Source organism: Kitasatospora sp. NPDC127067, assembly GCF_042724755.1.
GTDB lineage: Bacteria > Actinomycetota > Actinomycetes > Streptomycetales > Streptomycetaceae > Kitasatospora > Kitasatospora lactacystinica.
The window spans coordinates 1-18,869 of sequence record NZ_JBHXEM010000064.1 but is presented as its reverse complement, the minus strand read 5'-3'; the positions used below and the strand labels follow the sequence as shown (position 1 = coordinate 18,869).

At 74.6% G+C, this 18,869-nt stretch carries 21 protein-coding genes; 15 read left to right on the top strand and 6 right to left on the bottom strand.

Translation table 11 applies throughout. From position 1 onward, the window contains the following. Nucleotides 1–93: 93 nt before the first annotated feature. Nucleotides 94–825, bottom strand: a complete 732-nt coding sequence (locus ACFWJ4_RS24315; RefSeq protein ID WP_380546926.1) for a response regulator transcription factor — start codon at nucleotides 823–825, stop codon at nucleotides 94–96. 718 nt (nucleotides 826–1,543) lie between these two features. Here ACFWJ4_RS24315 and ACFWJ4_RS24310 point away from each other — a divergent pair. From ACFWJ4_RS24310 to ACFWJ4_RS24280, 7 genes are all read left to right on the top strand, one after another. After that, on the top strand, nucleotides 1,544–1,837 hold the full coding sequence (locus tag ACFWJ4_RS24310; protein WP_380546924.1) for a MoaD/ThiS family protein: 294 nt from the start codon (nucleotides 1,544–1,546) through the stop codon (nucleotides 1,835–1,837). A 5-nt stretch (nucleotides 1,838–1,842) separates the two neighbouring features. Further along, nucleotides 1,843–3,351, top strand: coding sequence for a hypothetical protein (locus ACFWJ4_RS24305; protein WP_380546922.1), 1,509 nt, complete (start codon nucleotides 1,843–1,845; stop codon nucleotides 3,349–3,351). A gap of 193 nt (nucleotides 3,352–3,544) precedes the next feature. Then, nucleotides 3,545–4,276 carry a DUF2993 domain-containing protein gene (locus tag ACFWJ4_RS24300; RefSeq protein ID WP_359909419.1) on the top strand — a complete coding sequence of 244 codons (732 nt, stop codon included), beginning with the start codon at nucleotides 3,545–3,547 and terminating at the stop codon, nucleotides 4,274–4,276. 260 nt (nucleotides 4,277–4,536) lie between these two features. Further along, nucleotides 4,537–4,617, top strand: coding sequence for an Ms5788A family Cys-rich leader peptide (locus ACFWJ4_RS24295; protein ID WP_353652343.1), 81 nt, complete (start codon nucleotides 4,537–4,539; stop codon nucleotides 4,615–4,617). 233 nt (nucleotides 4,618–4,850) lie between these two features. Continuing rightward, the gene (locus tag ACFWJ4_RS24290; RefSeq protein WP_380354414.1) at nucleotides 4,851–5,684 is read left to right on the top strand and encodes a sulfurtransferase; all 834 of its coding nucleotides are present in this window, start codon (nucleotides 4,851–4,853) and stop codon (nucleotides 5,682–5,684) included. A gap of 53 nt (nucleotides 5,685–5,737) precedes the next feature. Further along, the gene (locus ACFWJ4_RS24285) at nucleotides 5,738–6,028 is read left to right on the top strand and encodes a DUF1416 domain-containing protein (RefSeq protein WP_030059605.1); all 291 of its coding nucleotides are present in this window, start codon (nucleotides 5,738–5,740) and stop codon (nucleotides 6,026–6,028) included. 73 nt (nucleotides 6,029–6,101) lie between these two features. After that, a complete protein-coding gene (locus ACFWJ4_RS24280) occupies nucleotides 6,102–6,374 on the top strand; it encodes a DUF3099 domain-containing protein (RefSeq protein WP_359909413.1) in 273 nt (90 codons plus the stop codon). A gap of 15 nt (nucleotides 6,375–6,389) precedes the next feature. Here the strand turns inward: ACFWJ4_RS24280 and ACFWJ4_RS24275 are convergent, their stop codons facing one another. Next, nucleotides 6,390–6,752, bottom strand: coding sequence for a DsrE family protein (locus ACFWJ4_RS24275; RefSeq protein WP_359909410.1), 363 nt, complete (start codon nucleotides 6,750–6,752; stop codon nucleotides 6,390–6,392). 348 nt (nucleotides 6,753–7,100) lie between these two features. Between ACFWJ4_RS24275 and ACFWJ4_RS24270 the strand changes: the two genes are divergently transcribed. The 3 genes from ACFWJ4_RS24270 (at nucleotide 7,101) to ACFWJ4_RS24260 (ending at nucleotide 9,266) form a co-directional block, all read left to right on the top strand. Further along, nucleotides 7,101–7,703 (top strand): FABP family protein, encoded by a 603-nt coding sequence (locus tag ACFWJ4_RS24270; protein WP_359909407.1) that lies wholly within the window; start codon nucleotides 7,101–7,103, stop codon nucleotides 7,701–7,703. A gap of 116 nt (nucleotides 7,704–7,819) precedes the next feature. Beyond that, the gene (locus ACFWJ4_RS24265) at nucleotides 7,820–8,284 is read left to right on the top strand and encodes a Fur family transcriptional regulator (RefSeq protein ID WP_359909404.1); all 465 of its coding nucleotides are present in this window, start codon (nucleotides 7,820–7,822) and stop codon (nucleotides 8,282–8,284) included. A 19-nt stretch (nucleotides 8,285–8,303) separates the two neighbouring features. Next, nucleotides 8,304–9,266: a folate-binding protein gene (locus ACFWJ4_RS24260; RefSeq protein WP_359909431.1), complete on the top strand. Its 963-nt coding sequence runs from the start codon at nucleotides 8,304–8,306 to the stop codon at nucleotides 9,264–9,266. Nucleotides 9,267–9,273: 7 nt separating this feature from the next. Here the strand turns inward: ACFWJ4_RS24260 and dtd are convergent, their stop codons facing one another. Then, nucleotides 9,274–9,714, bottom strand: a complete 441-nt coding sequence (dtd, locus tag ACFWJ4_RS24255) for a D-aminoacyl-tRNA deacylase (protein WP_224283110.1) — start codon at nucleotides 9,712–9,714, stop codon at nucleotides 9,274–9,276. A 624-nt stretch (nucleotides 9,715–10,338) separates the two neighbouring features. On the opposite strand from dtd, the gene ACFWJ4_RS24250 reads away from it, so the two are divergent. From ACFWJ4_RS24250 to ACFWJ4_RS24240, 3 genes are all read left to right on the top strand, one after another. After that, nucleotides 10,339–10,959: an ABC transporter substrate-binding protein gene (locus ACFWJ4_RS24250; RefSeq protein ID WP_380546920.1), complete on the top strand. Its 621-nt coding sequence runs from the start codon at nucleotides 10,339–10,341 to the stop codon at nucleotides 10,957–10,959. 72 nt (nucleotides 10,960–11,031) lie between these two features. Then, nucleotides 11,032–11,991: an asparaginase gene (locus tag ACFWJ4_RS24245; protein ID WP_380546918.1), complete on the top strand. Its 960-nt coding sequence runs from the start codon at nucleotides 11,032–11,034 to the stop codon at nucleotides 11,989–11,991. A gap of 147 nt (nucleotides 11,992–12,138) precedes the next feature. Next, nucleotides 12,139–12,348 carry a dodecin gene (locus ACFWJ4_RS24240; protein ID WP_359909395.1) on the top strand — a complete coding sequence of 70 codons (210 nt, stop codon included), beginning with the start codon at nucleotides 12,139–12,141 and terminating at the stop codon, nucleotides 12,346–12,348. Nucleotides 12,349–12,391: 43 nt separating this feature from the next. On the opposite strand, the gene ACFWJ4_RS24235 is transcribed toward ACFWJ4_RS24240, so the two are convergent. From ACFWJ4_RS24235 to ACFWJ4_RS24225, 3 genes are read right to left on the bottom strand one after another with little or no spacing between them, the layout of a single operon-like run. Then, a complete protein-coding gene (locus tag ACFWJ4_RS24235; RefSeq protein WP_380546959.1) occupies nucleotides 12,392–13,216 on the bottom strand; it encodes a heme ABC transporter ATP-binding protein in 825 nt (274 codons plus the stop codon). Then, on the bottom strand, nucleotides 13,207–14,268 hold the full coding sequence (locus ACFWJ4_RS24230; RefSeq protein ID WP_380546916.1) for a FecCD family ABC transporter permease: 1,062 nt from the start codon (nucleotides 14,266–14,268) through the stop codon (nucleotides 13,207–13,209). The genes ACFWJ4_RS24235 and ACFWJ4_RS24230 overlap by 10 nt, the downstream gene beginning before the upstream one ends. After that, nucleotides 14,265–15,281, bottom strand: coding sequence for a hemin ABC transporter substrate-binding protein (locus tag ACFWJ4_RS24225; protein WP_380546915.1), 1,017 nt, complete (start codon nucleotides 15,279–15,281; stop codon nucleotides 14,265–14,267). Before ACFWJ4_RS24225 ends, ACFWJ4_RS24230 begins: the two co-directional genes overlap by 4 nt. Before the next feature lie 197 nt (nucleotides 15,282–15,478). Here ACFWJ4_RS24225 and ACFWJ4_RS24220 point away from each other — a divergent pair, with 197 nt between their 5' ends. Next, entirely contained in the window at nucleotides 15,479–17,032 is a 1,554-nt protein-coding gene (locus ACFWJ4_RS24220; protein WP_380546913.1) for an HtaA domain-containing protein, read from the top strand. Nucleotides 17,033–17,087: 55 nt separating this feature from the next. Continuing rightward, on the top strand, nucleotides 17,088–18,737 hold the full coding sequence (locus tag ACFWJ4_RS24215) for an HtaA domain-containing protein (RefSeq protein ID WP_380546911.1): 1,650 nt from the start codon (nucleotides 17,088–17,090) through the stop codon (nucleotides 18,735–18,737). Nucleotides 18,738–18,869: the final 132 nt, after the last annotated feature.

Genomic DNA, 18,869 nt, shown 5'->3' with positions numbered 1-18,869 from the left:
CGGCAGGCCGACGGGCCCCTCCGGGAGGAACCGGACAAGCCGGGCGGGGCGCGGCCCGCCCGGCTCCGGAGCGGTGTCCGGGCGGGCCCCGGCTCAGGCGTCCAGGGGGGTGGCGGGGCGCTGGGCGAGCTCCGGCCGCTCGCCCTTCTCGGGTTTCTCCGGGACGACGAAGCGGTAGCCGACGTTGCGCACGGTGCCGATCAGCTGCTCGTGCTCCACGCCGAGCTTGGCGCGCAGTCGCCGGACGTGCACGTCCACGGTCCGGGTGCCGCCGAAGTAGTCGTAGCCCCAGACCTCCTGGAGCAGCTGCGCCCGGGTGAAGACCCGGCCGGGGTGCTGCGCGAGGTACTTGATCAGCTCGAACTCCTTGAAGGTGAGGTCGAGCGCCCGGCCCTTGAGCTTGGCGGAGTAGGTGGCCTCGTCGACCGAGAGGTCGCCGTTGCGGATCTCCATCGGGCTGTCGTCGGTGACGACCTGGAGGCGGCCGAGGGCGAGCCGCAGCCGGGCCTCGACCTCGGCCGGGCCGGCGGTGTCCAGCAGGACGTCGTCGATGCCCCACTCGGCGGTGACGGCGGCCAGGCCGCCCTCGGTCACCACCAGGATCAGCGGGCAGCCGATGCCGGTGGAGCGCAGCAGCTGGCAGAGGCTGCGGATCTGCGGCAGGTCACGCCGGCCGTCGACCAGGATGACGTCCGCGCTGGGGGTGTCCACCAGGGCCGCGCCCTCGGCGGGCGCCACCCGGACGTTGTGGAGCAGCAGTCCGAGGGCGGGCAGCACCTCGGCGGAGGGTTGCAGCGCATTGGTCAGGAGGAGGAGAGAACTCATGCCCGGTGGTCCCCTTTCCGGGTCGTCGCGGTCGCGTTACGGCTGCCGCCACAGCCGGATGGCGCACGTGCTGAGGGGGAGGGGAGGACGACGGTCGGCCGCGGCGAACCGGGGGAGCGGACGGCGAGCAGGGCGCGGCGGCGGGTCGGCCGGGGGTCCCGCAACCCCTGGCGCACCGTTTCTGCCCTGTTCATCACCGCGAACCCTCCGGTCTGGTCCGGTGCCGGGTGGCGGCCCGGTGCCGGTGGCGGTGCCCCGGCCGGCCGGGGCACGTCGTTGTGCCGCGTCAGGCGGGGCGGTTCCTGCTGCGCGCCGGGGGTGGGCCGACGAATCGCAAGAACGTCCGTACTGGCGTCCTGAAAGCACAAAAGGACCCGGGGGCGACTCTGCCCGGATCCCTCTTGGTGGTCGAGGATAGCCGACCGCCCCCTCCACCGGGAGTGCGAGAATCCGGCGGTTCGCCCAATTCGGGCGTGCGCCGGGTGAGGCTGGACACAGCTTCGAGCGCCGGTCCGGCGCGCCTCGGTGGCGCTCCGGTGCGTTTCTCCGTGTCGGCCCGGCCAGGGCGATTGCCGCTCGTGGCGGCGGACACGCCATCATGGGACGCACATCGAAGGCGCTGTTCGGGTCCATCGTTCGGGTGGTCGGGCGGCCGTTGAGGTGTCGAGCCGGACCGGGACACCGGCACCGGGCGAGGACGACGAGAAGGGGTGGCCCGATGGGCGTGACCACCGAGCCCGCGAGCGGCGCCCGGGCGCGCGGGACGATCCGCTACTGGGCGGCGGCGAAGTCCGAGGCCGGGCTGGCCGAGGAGCCGTACGAGGCGGCGACCCTGGCGGAGGCGCTGGCGGCGGCCAGGGAACGGCACGCCGACCGGCCGAAGCTCGTCCGGCTGCTCGGGCACTGCTCGTACCTGGTCGACGGGGCCCAGGTGGGCGGCCGCGACCACGCGACCGTCGCCCTGACCGAGGGCGGGACGGTGGAGGTCCTCCCCCCGTTCGCGGGAGGCTGAGCGGCGTGACGGACATGAACAACCCGAACGACCCGAATCGTGGCGGCTACGGCGGATGGCCGCAGCAGCCCCACCAGCCGCAGCAGCCGTACCCGCCCCGGGCGCAGCAGCAGCACCCGCAGCAGCACCCGCACCCGCAGCAGTCGCACGTCCCGCCGCAGCAGCCGGGCCACCCGTCGCCGTACGGTTTCCCGGTGGACGACGCGGCGGCGACCACGGTGATGCCGCCGGTGCCCGCGTTCGACGACGCGGCCGCGACCACCCTGATGCCGCCGGTGCCGGCCGTGGACGACGCCGAGGTGACGGCGCTGCTTCCGCCGGTGGTGGTGTCCGGTTCGGTGCCGGTCGCGCCGCCCCGGTCGCACCAGCCCCACCAGCAGCAGTTCCAGCCGCAGCCCCGGCCCCACCAGCCGCAACAGCCGCGGCCTTACCAGCAGCCGCCGCAGCAGCCCCACCAGTTCCAGCAGCCCCAGCCGCCGCAGCAGCAGCCCCACCAGTCGAGGCAGCAGCGGCGCCGGCAGTCGGAGCAGCCGGAGCAGTCGGTGCAGCCCCAGCCGGACCCGACGATCCAGCTCCAGCTCCAGCAGCCGTCGAGGCCGCGGGCCCGGCACGCGGCCCCCGCGGCGCAGCCGGCTCCCGCGCCGCAGCCGGCGGAGGCCTTCGATCCGCCGACCATGACGCTCAAGCGCCCGACCGCCCCCGGCGTGCCGGGTCCGGCCGGGGCCTCCGGCCCGCTGGGCGTCCCCGCCGCGGCGCCGTTCCCGGCCGTCCCGCCGCACTCCGCGTCGTCCGCGGGCCCGCGCGGCCGGACCGGCTCGCCGATCATCGACCCGGGCCTGCAGCCGGCCCTGATCACCGCCGGTGCGGCCGCGCTGCTGGCCGGCGGTGCCGCGCTCGGGCAGGTCGCGCTGGCCCTGGTGGTCGCGCTGCTCCAGCTGCTGACGGCGGCCGGCTGGTTCCGGCTGAACGGCATGTGGCCGGCCCGGCAGGGCATCCTGCTCGCCGCGCTGGCCGGTTTCACGGCGGACGTGGCGGTGCTGCTGGCGGACTCCGACGGCGGCGTGGCGGCGGTGGTGGGCACCCTGGGCGGGTTCTTCCTGCTCGTCCTGGTGCTGCAGACGTTCCGTCCGTCGGACCCGAAGGAGCGGTTCTACGCGCTGACCGTGCTCGGCTCGGCCACCGTGGTGACCGCGCTGTGCACCATGCTGCTGCTGGCCGACTGGGTGCCGGCCGCGGTGGGCGCGGTGGCGCTGGCCACCCTGCTGGCCGCGGCGCCGCTGCCCGGACCGAAGCAGCTGGGCCCGGTGCTGGGTCTGGCCGCGGCGGTGGTGCTGGGCCTGCTGGTCGGGGCGCCGGTGGCGCTGGGTGCGCTGGCCGGGCTGGGTGCGCTGGTCGGCCGTCGGGTCGCGGCGTACGACTTCCCGTCCCGCTTCGTGCACATGACGGCGGGGGTGGCGCTGCCGCTGGCGGTGGCCGCGCCGCTGATCTGGATCGCCACCGAGCTGCTGGCCTGATCCTCCCGTCCGCTGCGCGCAGGGTCGGATTCCGGCTCCGGAACCATGTTCCGGAGCCGGACGTCGTACGGTCGTGCGAGGGCGGACGTGTCCCGCGTCCGCCGCGGAACGACGAACGACCCACTGCGAACGACCCACTGCGAACGATTTCAGCGACGAACGACCACAGCGAGCGGCGACGACGGGGGACACGATGCGCGGATGGCTGAAGGCCACGATCGGCCTGGCGGTGCTCTCCGGCCTGCTGCTGGGGGCCGACCGGATCGCGGTGGGGGTGGCCGAGGACGAGGCCGCCGACCGGATCGTGAAGAGCGGCCGGATGAGCCAGCGCCCGGACGTCTCGATCGAGGGCTTCCCGTTCCTCACCCAGGTGGTGTCGATGAAGTTGGACGACGTCCGGATCTCCTCCGACGGCCTGACCGTCGGGGACGGCAGTCACCAGGTGGCGCTGCACTCGTTCAAGGCGCAGCTCTCCGGCGTCAAGGTCAGCGACAGCATGAGCAGTGCCACGGTGGACAGCGGCACCGGCAGCGGGGTGATCTCGTACCCGGACCTCGCGCAGTTGCTGCCGCCGGCCTCCCAGCTGCTGCACGGGGCCAAGCTGCCGGTGGGCGGCAACTCGCGGCTGACGCTGTCCTACGCCGGTCCGGGCAAGGTCAAGGCCTCGCTGGGGCCGATCGCGATCGGCGAGGGCACCGTGCACAACAAGGGGAACACCGTCACGGTGGACGGCTTCCGGCTGAGCTCGCTGGCGGGGTTGGTGGCCGGTGCCACCAACCAGCAGCTGGAGCCGATGAGCTTCACCCTGGACTCGCTGCCGGCCGGGCTGAAGCTGGCCGACAAGGACGGTGGCAGCGGGGTGACGCCGTTGCCGGAGGGCCTCCAGCTGACCTTCGACGGCAAGGGCGTCAAGCTGCTGGGCTGATCCCCGGCCCGGTCCTGGTTTCCATCCCGGTCCTGGTCCCGGTCCCGTTCCCGGGCCGGCGGATCGTTCCGCTCCGCGAGACGCGCTGTCCAGCGCGGACCGTGGAGCGGTGCCGTTTCCGCCCCGCGCATGCGTTCGGACGGCTTCGGTACGGGCTCCCGCGGGCCCGCAGGGGGCTAAATCCCATCATGCGGTCGTTTCGATCCCACTATTCGATACGCTGATGACAGCGGGCCTCCGGTGTCCCTAGCATCGTCGGCATGAAGCGACAGACGGACCTCACGAAGCGGCGGGCGGTAGACCTGTGCCGCGTGTCCGCCTGTCTGTGTCGAATGCGCTGATTCGGCGCTCCGGCTGGGCAGTTGAAGCCCGCCGCCGATCTTTCCGGTGACCGTGTCCGGCTCTGTGAGCGGGCGGTCGCCGAGGTACTCCGCAGTTCACTGCCCGGCCGCGCCGGTCCGCCCCCTCGTCCCGGTATTCGGACAGGATTTCGGACCGCACCCACTCGGGCACCCTGCAGCACCCTCCTGAGCAGCACCTTCCGTACAACCGCCCTCGGATGGAGAACCCCACCATGAGCCGCAGCGACGTCCTGGTCGACGCCGACTGGGTCCAGGCCCGCCTGGACGACCCGAAGGTCGTGATCGTCGAGGTCGACGAGGACACCTCCGCGTACGACAAGAACCACATCCGCAACGCCGTCCGGATCGACTGGAAGCAGGACCTCCAGGACCCGGTCCGCCGCGACTTCATCGACCAGGCCGGCTTCGAGGCGCTGCTCAGCGCCAAGGGCATCGCCAACGACGACACCGTCGTCCTGTACGGCGGCAACAACAACTGGTTCGCCTCGTACGCCTACTGGTACTTCAAGCTGTACGGCCACGGCGATGTCCGCCTGCTGGACGGCGGCCGCAAGAAGTGGGAGCTGGACTCCCGCGACCTGGTCGCCGAGGTGCCGGCCCGCCCCGCCACCGAGTACACGGCGCAGGCCGTCGACTCCTCGATCCGCGCCTTCCGCGACGACGTGCTCGCCGCCATCGGCACCCTGAACCTGGTCGACGTCCGCTCGCCCGACGAGTTCTCCGGCAAGCTGCTGGCCCCGGCCCACCTCCCGCAGGAGCAGTCGCAGCGCCCCGGCCACGTGCCGAGCGCCCGCAACATCCCGTGGGCCAAGAACGCCAACGACGACGGCACCTTCAAGAGCGACGACGAGCTCAAGGCGCTGTACGAGGCCGAGGGCATCGACCTGGCCAAGGACACCATCGCCTACTGCCGCATCGGCGAGCGCTCCGCGCTCACCTGGTTCGTGCTGCACGAGCTGCTCGGCCAGGAGAACGTCAAGAACTACGACGGCTCGTGGACCGAGTACGGCAGCCTGGTCGGCGTGCCGATCGAGCTCGGCAACTGAGCCCAGGCCCGACCCGTAAGTCAGAAGGCCAGTAAGTCAGAAGGTAGGCAGACATGTGCGGTGCGAAGGCCGGCGGCCCGGACCTGGCAGGAGTTGACGTGGCGAACGAGACGATCATCCAGGGTTCGGTGACCCGCGACGGTGAGCCGGTCAACGGCTACGTCCGGCTGCTGGACGAGGGCGGTGAGTTCACGGCCGAGGTGCCCACCTCGGCGACCGGCCAGTTCCGGTTCTTCGCCCGCCCGGGCAAGTGGACCCTGCGCGCGCTGGTGCCGGGCCAGACCGTGGACCGCCAGGTGGTGGCCTCCCAGGGCACCGCCGTCGAGGTCGCGATCGCGGTCTGACCGGAGCCGCGACGTTCCCGGATCACCCCGAGGGCCCCTGCCGTGCAGGGGCCCTCGGTCGTACCGTGGAGGGGTGCAGGCAAGGCGGCGGCGTCGCTACTACTTCGCCATGATGGGCGTGTGCCTGGGTTTGTTCGTCATGGCCTGGGGCGTGGTGCGGTTCTTCTCGGTCGGCGCGGCGATCGGCATGTGCGTGGTCGCGATGGTCATCCCGCCCGCCGCCGCGGTGTTCGCCAACAAGCGGGACCCGGACGACGACTGGTGGGACGACCCGCGCTGGGACGACCCGAAGTGGGACGAGCCCGGCCACGACCGGGACCGCCCCGACCACGAGGAGCACCCGTAGGGCCCGGGGGAGGCGTCAGTACACGAGCGCCTGGACGCCGTCCGCCATGATCTCGCTGACGAAGACCTGGGCGCCCGCGATGCGGACACCCTCGACGGTGTCCTTCTGCTCGATCCCGCGCCGGGCCGCGCACTGGGTGCACAGCGTCACCGAGCCGGCCGCCAGGATCGACTCCAGCAGGTCCGGCAGCGGTGCCGCGTGCGGCAGTTCGAATTCCGCCGCCCGGTCCGGCAGCGCGAACCAGGAGGACTCCCCGGTCAGCCAGAGCGAGACGTCGATCCCGCTGGCGACGGCCACCGCCGCCACCGTGAACGCCTGCGAGCACCGCTCCGGCGCGTCCGCCCCTGCGGTGACCTTGATGACCAGTTTCTTCGACATGGCGCCACCATAGAGGTCGGGCCGCCCCCGCCGTCCGGCATCCCCGGAACCCTTGGGCAAAGCTTGGGCAGCCGCGGGAAGGCGGCGCGAACCGCGACGTGGTGGGGCTCACCGCGACCGGCCGGAACCCGGCGGATAGAGTGAGCCGAGCACAATCCACCACACTGTCGCCGCCTGGGAGCCACCCGTGTCCGGTCTGGAAATCTTCTTCGACGGTCTGCTGGCCCTCATGGCCGTGCTGATCACCTGGTTCGCCATCTTCTCGGTGATGAAGCTGTACCAGGGCCAGCGCTGAGCCTGCCGTACGGTTGAGGCAGGCCCACACCGACGAGAACAGCGACCAGGAACATGATCGAGATCCCTTCCGACCTCCACAAGGACGTCGTCCCGCTCGCCTTCCTCCTCGGCACCTGGGAGGGCGCGGGCGTCTATGCCCCTCTGCCGGGTGACGGGGGCCCGGGCGCGGAGAAGTGCAACTTCGGCCAGGAGATCGTGATCCGCCACGACGGCCGCCCCTTCCTGGAGTTCCGCTCCCGCACCTGGGTGCTGAACGAGGAGGGCGAGAAGGTCCGTCCGCTGGAGAACGAGCACGCGTTCTGGCGCATCACCAGCAACCACGACGGCACCAGCGGCGCCCGGGGGATCGAGATCTCCTCCGTGCGCGACGACGGCACGGTCGAGATCTGGTACGGCGAGCTGGCCGACGGCAAGCCGCAGGTCGACGTTTCCACCGACGCGGTCGCCCGGATCGAGGGCTCCCCGGAGTACTCGGGCGGCAAGCGGCTGTACGGCTTCGTCAACGGCGAGCTGCTCTGGGTCGGCGAGAAGGCCGCCCCGAACGTGCCGCTGCGCCCGTACATGTCCGCGCAGCTGAAGAAGGTGCTCAGCCCGGCCCAGCTGATCAAGGACATCAACGACCTGCCGGACGACGGCATCGCGTTCTTCAAGTAGGCCGATGGCGCAGGCCGGTCGCACGACCGGCACTTCCGTGCACGAGGTAGGGACCGGCCCGTGGCCGGTCCCTACACTTGCCCCAGGACCCCCGACCATTGGCAGGGACGAGTACCGTGGCGGACACCGGCACCACCGACTGGCAGCTCTCCGGCGACTGGAAGGCCGACCTGCGCGAACGCGGGTACCGGCTCACCCCGCAGCGCCAGCTCGTGCTGGAGGCCGTCGACGAACTCGACCACGCCACCCCCGACGACATCCTCTGCCACGTCCGCCGGACCGCCAGCGGCGTCAACATCTCCACCGTCTACCGGACCCTGGAGCTGCTGGAGGAGCTGGGGCTGGTGTCGCACGCCCACCTCGGCCACGGCGCCCCGACCTACCACCTGGCCGGCCGCCACCACCACCTGCACCTGGTCTGCCGGGACTGCGAGCAGGTCACCGAGACCAGTACCGAGATCGCCCAGCCGCTGATCGACAGCCTGCGCGAGCGGCACGGCTTCGACACCGACCTCAAGCACTTCGCCATCTTCGGCCGCTGCGCCGACTGCACCGCCAAGGTCGCCGGGGAGCAGCCGTAAGCTGGCCGGTATGACCGGTGTGAAGAGCCCGCTGCTTTCCCTGCCCGGAGCCGTCCCCGCCGAGGGGGCCGACGAGGGTGTCGCCGCCCACTACGGCGACATCTTCCGCGAGCAACGCAACCTGTCGCAGGGTGCCGGCTTCGTCGACCTCTCGCACCGCGGCGTGGTCACCGTGACCGGCCCGGACCGGCTCTCCTGGCTGCACCTGCTGCTCACCCAGCACGTCAGCGAGCTGCCGCCGCAGCAGGCCGCCGAGGCACTGGTGCTCTCCCCGAACGGGCACGTCGAGCACGCGCTCTACCTGGTGGACGACGGCACCACCACCTGGGCGCACGTCGAGCCTGGCACCCAGGAGGCGCTGGTCGCCTACCTGGACGGCATGCGGTTCTTCTACCGGGTGGAGGTCGCCGACGCGACCGCCGAGTACGCCGTGGTCCACCTGCCGGCCGGCTCCACCGCCTCCGTGGAGGGCGCCGCCGCCGTCCGCGAACTCCCGTACGGGCGTGACCTGTTCGTGCCGCGCGGCGAGCTGGGGCGGCTCACCGCCGGGTACGGCCCGGCGGCCGGGGTCTGGGCGTACGAGGCGCTGCGGATCGAGGGCCACCGGCCCCGGCTGGGCTTCGAGACCGACCACCGGACCATCCCGCACGAGGTGGACTGGCTGCGTACCGCCGTCCACCTGCAGAAGGGCTGCTACCGCGGCCAGGAGACCGTCGCCCGGGTGCACAACCTGGGCCGGCCGCCGCGCCGGCTGGTCTTCCTGCACCTGGACGGCACCGAGGAGTCGCTGCCCCCGCACGGCACCGAGGTGCGGCTGGCCACCGACCCGGACGGGCGGGCGCTGGGCTTCGTGACCTCCTCGGCCCGGCACCACGAGCTGGGGCCGATCGCGCTGGCGATCGTCAAGCGGAACGTCCCGGTGGACGCCGTGCTGCTGGCCGGGACGGTGCCCGGCACCCAGGACGTGATCGTCCCGCAGTAGGGGCCGCTCAGACCTCGACGAGGACGGTGAACGGGCCGTCGTTCACCAGCGCCACCTGCATGTCGGCGCCGAACCGGCCCGTCTCCACCTTGGCGCCCAGCGCCCGCAGCTGCGCCACCACCTCGTCCACCAGCGGTTCGGCGACCGGGCCGGGGGCGGCGGCGTTCCAGGTGGGGCGGCGGCCCTTGCGGGCGTCGCCGTAGAGCGTGAACTGGCTGATCACCAGCAGCGGGGCGCCGAGGTCCGAGCAGCTCTGCTCGACGCCCTCGTCGTTCGCGGGCAGCAGTCGCAGCGTCCAGAGCTTGCGGGCCAGCTGGGCGGCCTTCGCGGGGGTGTCGTCGTGGGTGACGCCGACCAGGACGCAGAGCCCCGGTCCCTCGATCGCGCCGACGGTCTCACCGGCCACGGTCACCCGGGCCTCGGTCACTCGCTGCACCACTGCTCGCATGCCGCCATTGTGCCGGAGCGCCGTACGGCCCCCCGGAGGGCCCCCGACGGCCGTGGGGGCCTCCCCGCGCATCGGCCCGTGCGCCCGTTGCCGCCGCGTCGGACGCCGTGCGCCCACCGCCCCACCGCCCCGGCGCCCCCGTCGTGCCTCCGGGCCCGCGCCGCACCCTTCCCGTGCGCCCCGGCTGCCTCCCCAGGGCGCACACCAGGGGCGCGTGAAGCGGGTCTGCACGCTCCTGGGTGCGCGCCTGCGCCGAATCGGGCGCTGCTCTTCCTGCGGAAAGGACCGGTCATATCAGCCACCCCTGTTCGCCAGGGGGCCGTTCGGGTGCACGGGCGGTGCGCGTGCGCCGGGCGGGGTGGCACGCTGGTGGACCGTACGAAGGGTCCGGGGCGCCAGGAGGTCCGCCGCGCCGGGCCGGGTTCGGCCTGGCGGTCGAGCCGGTAGGTCAGGCGTCTGGCGGTGCCGCCCCGGTGGGCGGTCGCGGCCGGGGACCGGAGCCTCCGGGAGTTCCCGGGCGTGCCGGTGGACGGGACGTGCGGCCCGTCGGGGGACGGGCCGGACCGGCGGCAGGGACGGGGTGCCGCGAGCGGGCGGGATCGGACGACGTCAGGTGGTTGGGTGATGGACGCGAGCAGCGCGGCGCGGGACCGGTCCGGGCCGGTGGTGCGGCCCCCCGGGGGCCCGTACGGCCCGGCGGCGGGCGCGGGGGACGAACCCGACCTGGAGCGGCTGGGCCTGGAGCAGCTGCGGGTGCTGCGCCGGGAGACCCTGGAGCAGGAGGCCGACCTCTCGTACCTGCGGCGGCTGCTGCACGGGCGGATGGACATCCTGCGCGCCGAGCTCGACCGGAGGCCCGGCGCGGGCCCGGTCCGTACCGCCGGCCCGTCCGGCCCCGAGCCGGCCCCCGGCGACCTGCTGGACCGGCTGCCGGCCATCCTGACCGACGCGCCCTCCACCGTGCGGCGCTCGGCCCGGCACGTCACCCTCGGCCCGCCGCGCACCCGGGAGTCCGGGCTGGAGGCGGACGCCCTGATGGGCGACGTCCAGCTCGCCGACCTGGCCGCGCACCCGGCCGAGGAACTGCTGGCCGCGCTGGAGCGGCTGCGGGCGCACGAGCGGGAGGTGTCCGGACGGCGCCAGCGGCTGCTGCGCACGGCCGACGGTTGCAATGCCGAGATCACCCGCAGGTACCGTGATGGGGAAGCACGGGTCGACGACCTGCTCGCAGGGGGGCCGCTCTGACCGGGTGAGTCGCCGCGGGCGGTGGGCCCGGCTCCCGCCCGGCCCACCCTCGCCCCGGAAGGCTCACCCGCCATGTCCCTGCCCGCCACCACGCCCGTTCTCGCCGAGGTCGTGCGCTCCGGTTTCGTCGAGGGCCGCCACCGCGGCTCCCTGGTGCTGCTCGCGGCCGACGGCTCGGTCGAGTTCGCGCTCGGCGACCCGGACGCCCCGGTCTTCCCGCGGTCGACCGCCAAGCCGTTCCAGGCGGTGGCCACGCTGAGGGCCGGGCTGGCGATCGAGGGTGAGCTGCTGGCGCTGGCGGCCTCCAGCCACTCCGCAGAATCGTTTCACCTCGATGGTGTGCGGAGCATCCTCGGCTCCGCCGGGCTCGACGAGTCGGCCCTGCGCACCCCGGCCGACCTGCCGCTGGACGAGACCGAGGCGGAACTGCTGCTCGCCGCCGGCGGTGAGCGCGCCCCGATCCTGATGGACTGCTCCGGCAAGCACGCCGGCTGGCTGGCCGCCTGCACGGCCAACGGCTGGGACACCGAGAGCTACCTCGACCCGGCCCACCCGATCCAGCGGCTGGCCCGTGAGGCCCTGGAGGAGGCCACCGGCGAGACCGCCGCGCACGCCGGGGTGGACGGCTGCGGCGCGCCGCTGCTGGCCGTGTCGCTGACCGGGCTGGCCCGCGGCTACCGCGGCCTGGTGCTGGCCGACGAGGGCACCGAGCCGCGTCGCGTCGCCGACGCGATGCGCGCCCACCCCGAGTACGTGGCCGGCACCCGCCGGGCCGACACCCGGCTGATGCGGGCGGTGCCGGGAGCGCTGTCCAAGATGGGCGCCGAGGCCGTCCAGGTGGTCGCGCTGCCGGACGGGCGGGCGCTGGCCTTCAAGATCGAGGACGGCGGCGAGCGGGCCCGCGGCCCGGTGCTGGCGGCGGCGCTGCGCCGGCTCGGGGTGACGGGGGCGGACGGGACCGTCGAGCGGATCGGCGCGGCCCCGCTGCTCGGCGGCGGCGTGCCGGTCGGCGAGGTACGGGCGGCGTTCTAGGACGTTTCCGGGCAGTCGGCAGTCGGCAGTCGGCGGTCGGCGGTCGGCGGTCGGCGGTCGGCGGTCGGCGGCCGCTCGTCCGGGTGCGGGCGGACCCGGGCCGGTGCACGGTGGACCGGGGGCCGTCGCACAGCTGAGGAGTCCGCCATGACCGACCATGTGTACCGGGTGACCGAGATCGTCGGGTCCTCGACCGAGAGCGTCGACGCCGCGATCCGCAACGGGGTGGAGCGCGCCTCCCGGACGCTGCGCAACCTCGACTGGTTCGAGGTCTCGCAGGTCCGGGGGCACCTGGAGGAGGGCCGGATCAAGCACTACCAGGTGTGCATCAAGGTCGGCTTCCGGCTGGAGGACTGACCGGGCCCGGAAGCCCGACCGGGCCCGGCAGGACCGGCCCGGTTCAGCCGCGTTCCGGCAGCACCAGCGGCACCCCGGTGCGCGGGTGCGCCAGCACCTCCACGGGGTGCCCGTACACCTCGCTGAGCAGCGGGGCCCGCAGCACCTCGGCGACCGGACCGTCCGCGACCGTCGCCCCGTCCGTCAGCAGGACCACCCGGTCCGCGTAGGCCGCCGCCAGGGACAGGTCGTGCAGCACCACGACCACCCCGTCCCCGGCCGCGGCCCGGGCCCGGGCGACCCGCAGCACCAGCTCCTGGTGGCGCAGGTCGAGGGCGGCGGTCGGTTCGTCCAGCAGCAGCAGCGGGGTGCGCTGGGCCAGTACCCGGGCCAGTGCCACCCGGGCCCGCTCGCCGCCGGACAGGGAGGTGAACGGGCGCCCGGCGAAGGCGGTGGACTCGGTGGCGGCCATCGCCTCGGCCACGGCCGCCGCGTCCTCGGCGGCCGCCGCCGTGCCCGCCCACGGCGCGCGGCCCATCCGGACCACCTCGTCGGCCGGGAACGGGAAGGACAGTGCGGCGGATTGCGGCAGCAGCGCCCGGTGCAGGGCGAGTTCGGCGGCGTCGTAGTCGCTCGGCGGACGGCCGCGCAGGGTGACCCCGCCGCTGTCCGGCCGGATGTCGCCGGCCAGCACGGACAGCAGGGTGGACTTGCCCGCGCCGTTCGGTCCGAGCAGGGCGACCACCTCGCCGGCCGCCACCCGGGCGGCGGCGCCGGCCAGCAGCGGGCGTCCGCCGACCTCCAGCCGGACGGCCTCGGCGGCGAGCAACTCGGTGCCGGGTACGGGTCGTTCGGGGATCTCCCGGTGGCGGCGCAGCTTCACGCCCAGCCTCCCTGCCTGGTCCTGGTCCGGCGCAGCAGCCAGAAGAAGAACGGGCTGCCGATCAGTGCGGTGAGCACCCCGAGCGGCAGTTCGGCCGGCTCGGCGAGGGTGCGGGCGGCGAGGTCGGCGACGACCAGCACCAGCGCGCCGCCGAGCGCGGAGGCGGGCAGCAGGAAGCGGTGGCCGGGGCCGGCGAGCATCCGCAGCAGGTGCGGGACGACCAGGCCGACGAAGCCGATGATCCCGCTGACCGCGACGGCCGCGGCGGTGAGCAGCGCGACGACGGTGATCAGCACCAGCCGCATCCGCTCGACGTCGACCCCGAGGTGGTGGGCCGGGCGCTCGCCGAGGGCCAGCAGGTCGAGCTTGCGGGCGTACAGCGGGGCGACGGCGAGACCGGCCAGCGCGAACGGCAGGACGGCCAGCACCTTGCCCCAGGTGGCCTGGGCGAGCGAGCCGAGCTGCCAGAAGGTGACCTGGCTGATCGCGGCGGAGTCGGCGGTGAACAGCAGGATGCCGATCAGGGCGCCGCAGAAGGCGTTCACGGCGACGCCGGTGAGGATCAGCGTGACCACCTCGGTGCGCCCGCCGGAGCGGGCCATGGCGTACACCGCGAAGACCGTCAGCAGGCCGCTCGCGAAGGCGAAGGCGGTGACCGTCCAGCTGCCCAGGGCGTCCAGGCCGAGCACGATGCAGGCCACCGCGCCGACCGCGCCGCCCGAGGAGACGCCGATCACGGCGGGCTCGGCGAGCGGGTTGCCGAACACGCCCTGCATCAGCGCGCCGGCGCAGCCCAGCGAACCGCCGACCAGCAGGGCGAGCACCACCCGCGGCAGTCGGACGTTCCACAGCACCGACTCCGGTACCCGGTCCAGGGCGTGGCCGCCGAGGCCGAGGCGGTGGGCGGTGGAGGCGAGGATGTCGCCGAGCGGGATGCGGTAGGCGCCGACCCCGGCCGCGAGCAGGGCGCAGAGGAGCAGGGCGGCGGCGAGCCCGGCGGTGAGCAGGGTGGTGCGGCGGACGGTCGGGAGGGCCTTCCGGCTCGCGGCGAGGGTCACTTGGCGTCCGCCGGGTAGAGCTGGGCGGCGATGTCCCGCAGCACCTGCGGGGTGCGCGGGCCGTAGCTGAGCAGCCGGCCGTCCTCGATCGAGACGATCCGGCGGTCGAGCCCGGCCGGGGTCTGGGCGACGCCGGGCAGCTTGAGCAGGTCGTCCACGCCGCCGACCGAGTCCAGGCCCTTGCTCATCACCAGGATCGCGTCGGGTGCGGCCTTGACCAGGGCCTCGCTGGTGAGCGGGGTGAAGTCGCCGGTGAGGCCGGCGGCGGTGCCGGCGTCCTCGCCGCCGACCGCCTCGATCAGCGAGCCGGCGCCGGAGGCGGGGCCGCCGAGCAGGTAGACGGAGGCGCTGCCGCGCAGGTAGAGGAAGGCGACCCTGGGGTGGCGGCCGGCGGCCGGGACGGCGGCCGCGGCCTCGTCGATCCGCTGTGCGGTGCGTTCCTTCAACTGCTGTCCGGCGTCGGGGACTCCGAGGGCGGCGGCGACGGTGTCGATGCGCGGGCCGACGTCGGCCAGCCGCTTGGCGTCGTCCAGGACGATCAGCGGGACGCCGGCCGCCCGGATCTGCGCGATCGCCTCGGCCGGGCCGGTGGAGCGGTCGGCGAGGACGACGGTGGGGTGCAGCGAGAGCACGCCCTCGGCGGAGACGTCGTGGGCCTGGGTGATCACCGGGAGCGCGGCGGCCTGCTGGAAGGTGGTGGAGACGTCCCGGGCGACCACTTTGGGGCCGAGGCCGAGGCTGAACACCAGCTCGGCGAGGCTGCCGTTGAGCGGGATGATCCGTTCGGCGCTGGTGACGGTGACCTGGCGGCCGTCGGCGGAGGCGGTGGTGGCCGGAAGGTGCGGGACGGGTTCGGTGGCGGGCGGCTCGACCGTGTCGGGTGCCCGGGAGGTGGTTGCCGCGACCGTTCCCCCGGCGGTGCCGCAGGCGGTGAGGGCGAGCAGCAGGCCGAGGGCGAGCAGCAGGAGGACGGGCCCGCGGGCCGTCCTGGATCGGATCGTACTGCTGCTCAACCTGGTTCCCTTCACGGGGAGTTGGTGCCGTGTCGCCCGGGGCGGGGGAGCGGGGCGGCGGGGGCTCTTGACTCATATATTAGGTTAGCCTTACCTCAGTTCCACAAGGGGGTGGCAGTTGCCTGCCCCCCTGCGCCATCCCCCCTGCGCCATCCCCCCTGCGCCATCCCCCCGCGCCCCCCGAGGAGTGATCCGCCGTGCCCCTGTCCAGCCGGCTCCGCCGTCTGGCCGCCACCCTGGTGGCCGCCCTCGCCGCCCTGCTGGCGGTGGGCCTGTCACCGGGACCGGCGTCGGCCGCCGAGGGCAGGGTCTCCGGCGGCCGACTGGACTGGGGGATCAAGCAGTCCTTCCTGACCTACGTCACCGGGCCCATCGCCCAGGGGAGTTGGTCGCTGACCGGCGGCGCGTCCACGGTCGGCGGCAGCACCTTCCGGTTCCACTCCGCGAACGGCACCTACGACCCGGCGGCGGGTGCGCTGACCGCCGCCTTCTCCGGCGGCGTCCGGTTCACCGGGCACCGGGAGAACGGCGCCGACGCGCTCGACCTGAGCGTCGGCCGGCTCACCTTCAGGGCCGTCCAGGGCGGCGCGGCCGGGCTGTACGCGGACGTCAGCAGCAAGTCCAGGGAGACCGGCCAGGTGAGCAGCGCGAGCCAGGCCAAGCTGGCCGACCTCTCGCTGGCCGGCGTCGACCTTCGCGGCGCGGCCGGCACCCTGACGCTGAGCGGCGTCCCGGCGACCCTCACCGACGCCGGGGCGAAGGCCTTCGGCGGCTTCTACCAGGCCGGTACGGCCCTCGACCCGCTCACGCTGTCGGTCAACCTGCCCGCCGTCCAGGAGAAGCCCGCGGCGCCCGCGCCGGCCGCCACCCCCGCGCCCACCGCCGCTCCCGCGACCACACCGACGCCGGTTCCGACCGCCGCGCCGGCGTCCGGGCCGACGGGTGAGCCGACCGCCCAGGCCCCGGCCCGCACCGGGTTCGCCGACGGCGCCCTCGACTGGGGGGTGCGCCGCACCTTCCGGGACTACGTCACCGGCGCCGTCGCCCAGGGCCGTTGGGAGCTCGGCGGCGGGGCGGCGGACGGTGGCGCGTTCTTCCGCTGGACCCCGGCCAAGGGCGGGTACGACCCGGCCACCGGCGAGCTGACCGCGGCCTTCACCGGCACCGTCCGCTTCACCGGAATGCGCGCCGGCGACGGCTACGGCCTGGACCTCACCCTCGCCAACCCCGGCGTCACCGTCTCCGGCGGCCGGGGCCGACTGCTCGCCGACGTCTCCGGCCGGACCCCGGACGGCGGCACCCGCCAGCTCCCCGGTGTCGAGCTGGCGACCTTCGATCCGGCCGGCCTCAAGGCCGAGGGCGGCCTGCTGCGGGCCGTCGAACTGCCGCTGGAACTCACCGAGGGCGGCGCCGAGGCCTTCGGCGGCCTGTACCCGGCGGGCACCGTGATGGACCCGCTGAGCTTCGCCGTCGCCCTCGACCCGGCCGCCGCGCTTCCCCCGCTGCCCGACCTCGGCAGCGCTCCGGCCACCCCGCCGAGCGCGGCCGCGAGCCCCGCCGTCCCCCCGGCCGCCGCGCCCGTCGCCGCCTCCTCCTCGGACGGCGTCCCGGTGGCCGCCGTGGCCGGTGGCGCGGTGCTGGTGGCGGCCCTCGCCACCACCGGCGGCCTGCTCGTCCGCCGCCGTCGGGCGGCCGCCGCGGCCGCGGCCGTCTCCCCGGCCGCCGGGCCCGACGCCGACGAAGCGGCCTGATCCCTCCCGGGAGCGTCCCCCCGCTCCCTCCCCCCATCCGAACGGAGTACCCAGCATGTCCCGCAACCGCACCCGGCCGGCCGCCCTCGCGGCCGTCACCGCCGGTCTCGGCCTGACCGCCCTCGGTGCCCCCGCACTGGCCTTCGGCGCGGGCGGCCCGAGCAGCGTCACGTACGACACCGGCGCGCTGGACTGGGGCGTGAAGGCGAGCTTCCGCTCCTACATCGAGGGCCCGGCCTCCCAGGGCGGCGCGATCGAACTGACCGGCGGTGCGACCCGCAACGCCGACGGCACCTTCCACTTCGGCCTGGCGAACGCGGCGTACGACCTCACCACGCACGCGCTCAGCTCCTCCTTCGCCGGCGGCGTGCACTTCACCGCCCACCACGGCGCCCTGGACGTCGCGCTCAGCGATCTGCGGATCACCACCTCCGGCACCACCGGCACGCTGACCGCCGACACCGCCTCCAAGGAGTCGACGGGCGCCACCGAGGTCACCCGCCGGGACGACGTGCCGCTGGTGACGTTCACCGTCGCGCGGGACACCACCAACGGGGTGCCCGCCGCGGCCAAGCTGACCGAGCAGGGGGCCCGGGCCTTCGCCGGCTTCTACCCGGCGGGGGCGGACATGGACCCGCTGTCGCTGCTGCTGAAGCAGGGCCCGGCCACGCCCTCGCCGACCGCGACGGCCACCACCGCGCCGTCCGCCACCTCCTCGCCGAGCCCGAGCACGAGCCCGAGCCCGAGCACGAGCCCGAGCACGGGCCCGACCGGAAGCCCGACCGGCGGTCCGGGCGCGAGCCCCACCGCCACGCCCACCGCCGTGCCGACCTCGACCCCGTCCGGCACGCCCTCGGCCACCTCCTCGCCCTCGGCCGGCCATTCGCCGAGCGCCACCCCGTCCGCGGGCGGCAGCCCCGGCACGGCCCCGTCCGGCCTGCCGGTGCTGAAGGGGGCGCTGGACTGGAAGGTCAAGGAGAGCTTCCGCGCCTACCTGGCGTCCCCGATGGCCGCCGGGAAGGTCGAGTTCGGCGGCGGCGCGGCCGACTACCGCTTCGGCGGCGCCACCGGCGCGTACAACACCGCCGACCACTCGCTGACCGCCGCCTTCGACGGCTCGGTCCGCTTCCTCGGCCACCCCGGCAAGGACGGGTGGGCGCTGGACACCACGCTGTCCAAGCTGGGCCTGACGATCGGCCGGGACGGGGCGTTCCTGACCGCCGACGTCAACGGCAGGGCCCCGGACGGCGCGTCGACCTCGCTGCGCGGTGCCAGGATCGCCAGGCTCGACGTTCCGGCCTCCGCCCTGAAGCCGGTCGGCGGCGTGGTCACGCTGGCGAACGTCCCGGCCACCCTCACGGCCGAGGGCGTGCCGGCGTTCTCCAACTACCCGGCCGGTACGGCCCTGGACCCGGTCAGCGCCACGCTCGCCTTCGACAAGGACGCCGAGCTGCCGACCGCCCCGCCCGCCGGTTCCACCGGCGGCGGCTCGGCGGTCGGCGGGGGCCAGGGCGCCGGCAGCGGTACGTCCGGTGGCGCTTCGCTTACCACGAGCGGCCTGACCGGTACGGGCGGCGGCTCGCTGGCCGCCACCGGTGCGGACACCCCGGTGGTCCCGCTGCTGGCCACCGCGGCCGGGCTGCTGCTGGTCGGCGGCAGCGCCACCGCGCTGGTGCGCAACCGCCGCGGTGCCGCCCGGGCCTGACGGCGGGCGGAGACGGCGACGGCCCCGGCGAGCAACCGGCGGTTTCTAGCGGTCGTTGCAACACGTGGTCGGTTGTTCAGGCCGCGAGCAGTTTATGCAGGCGCTCGGCTGGGGTTTCCCAGCCGAGCGTTT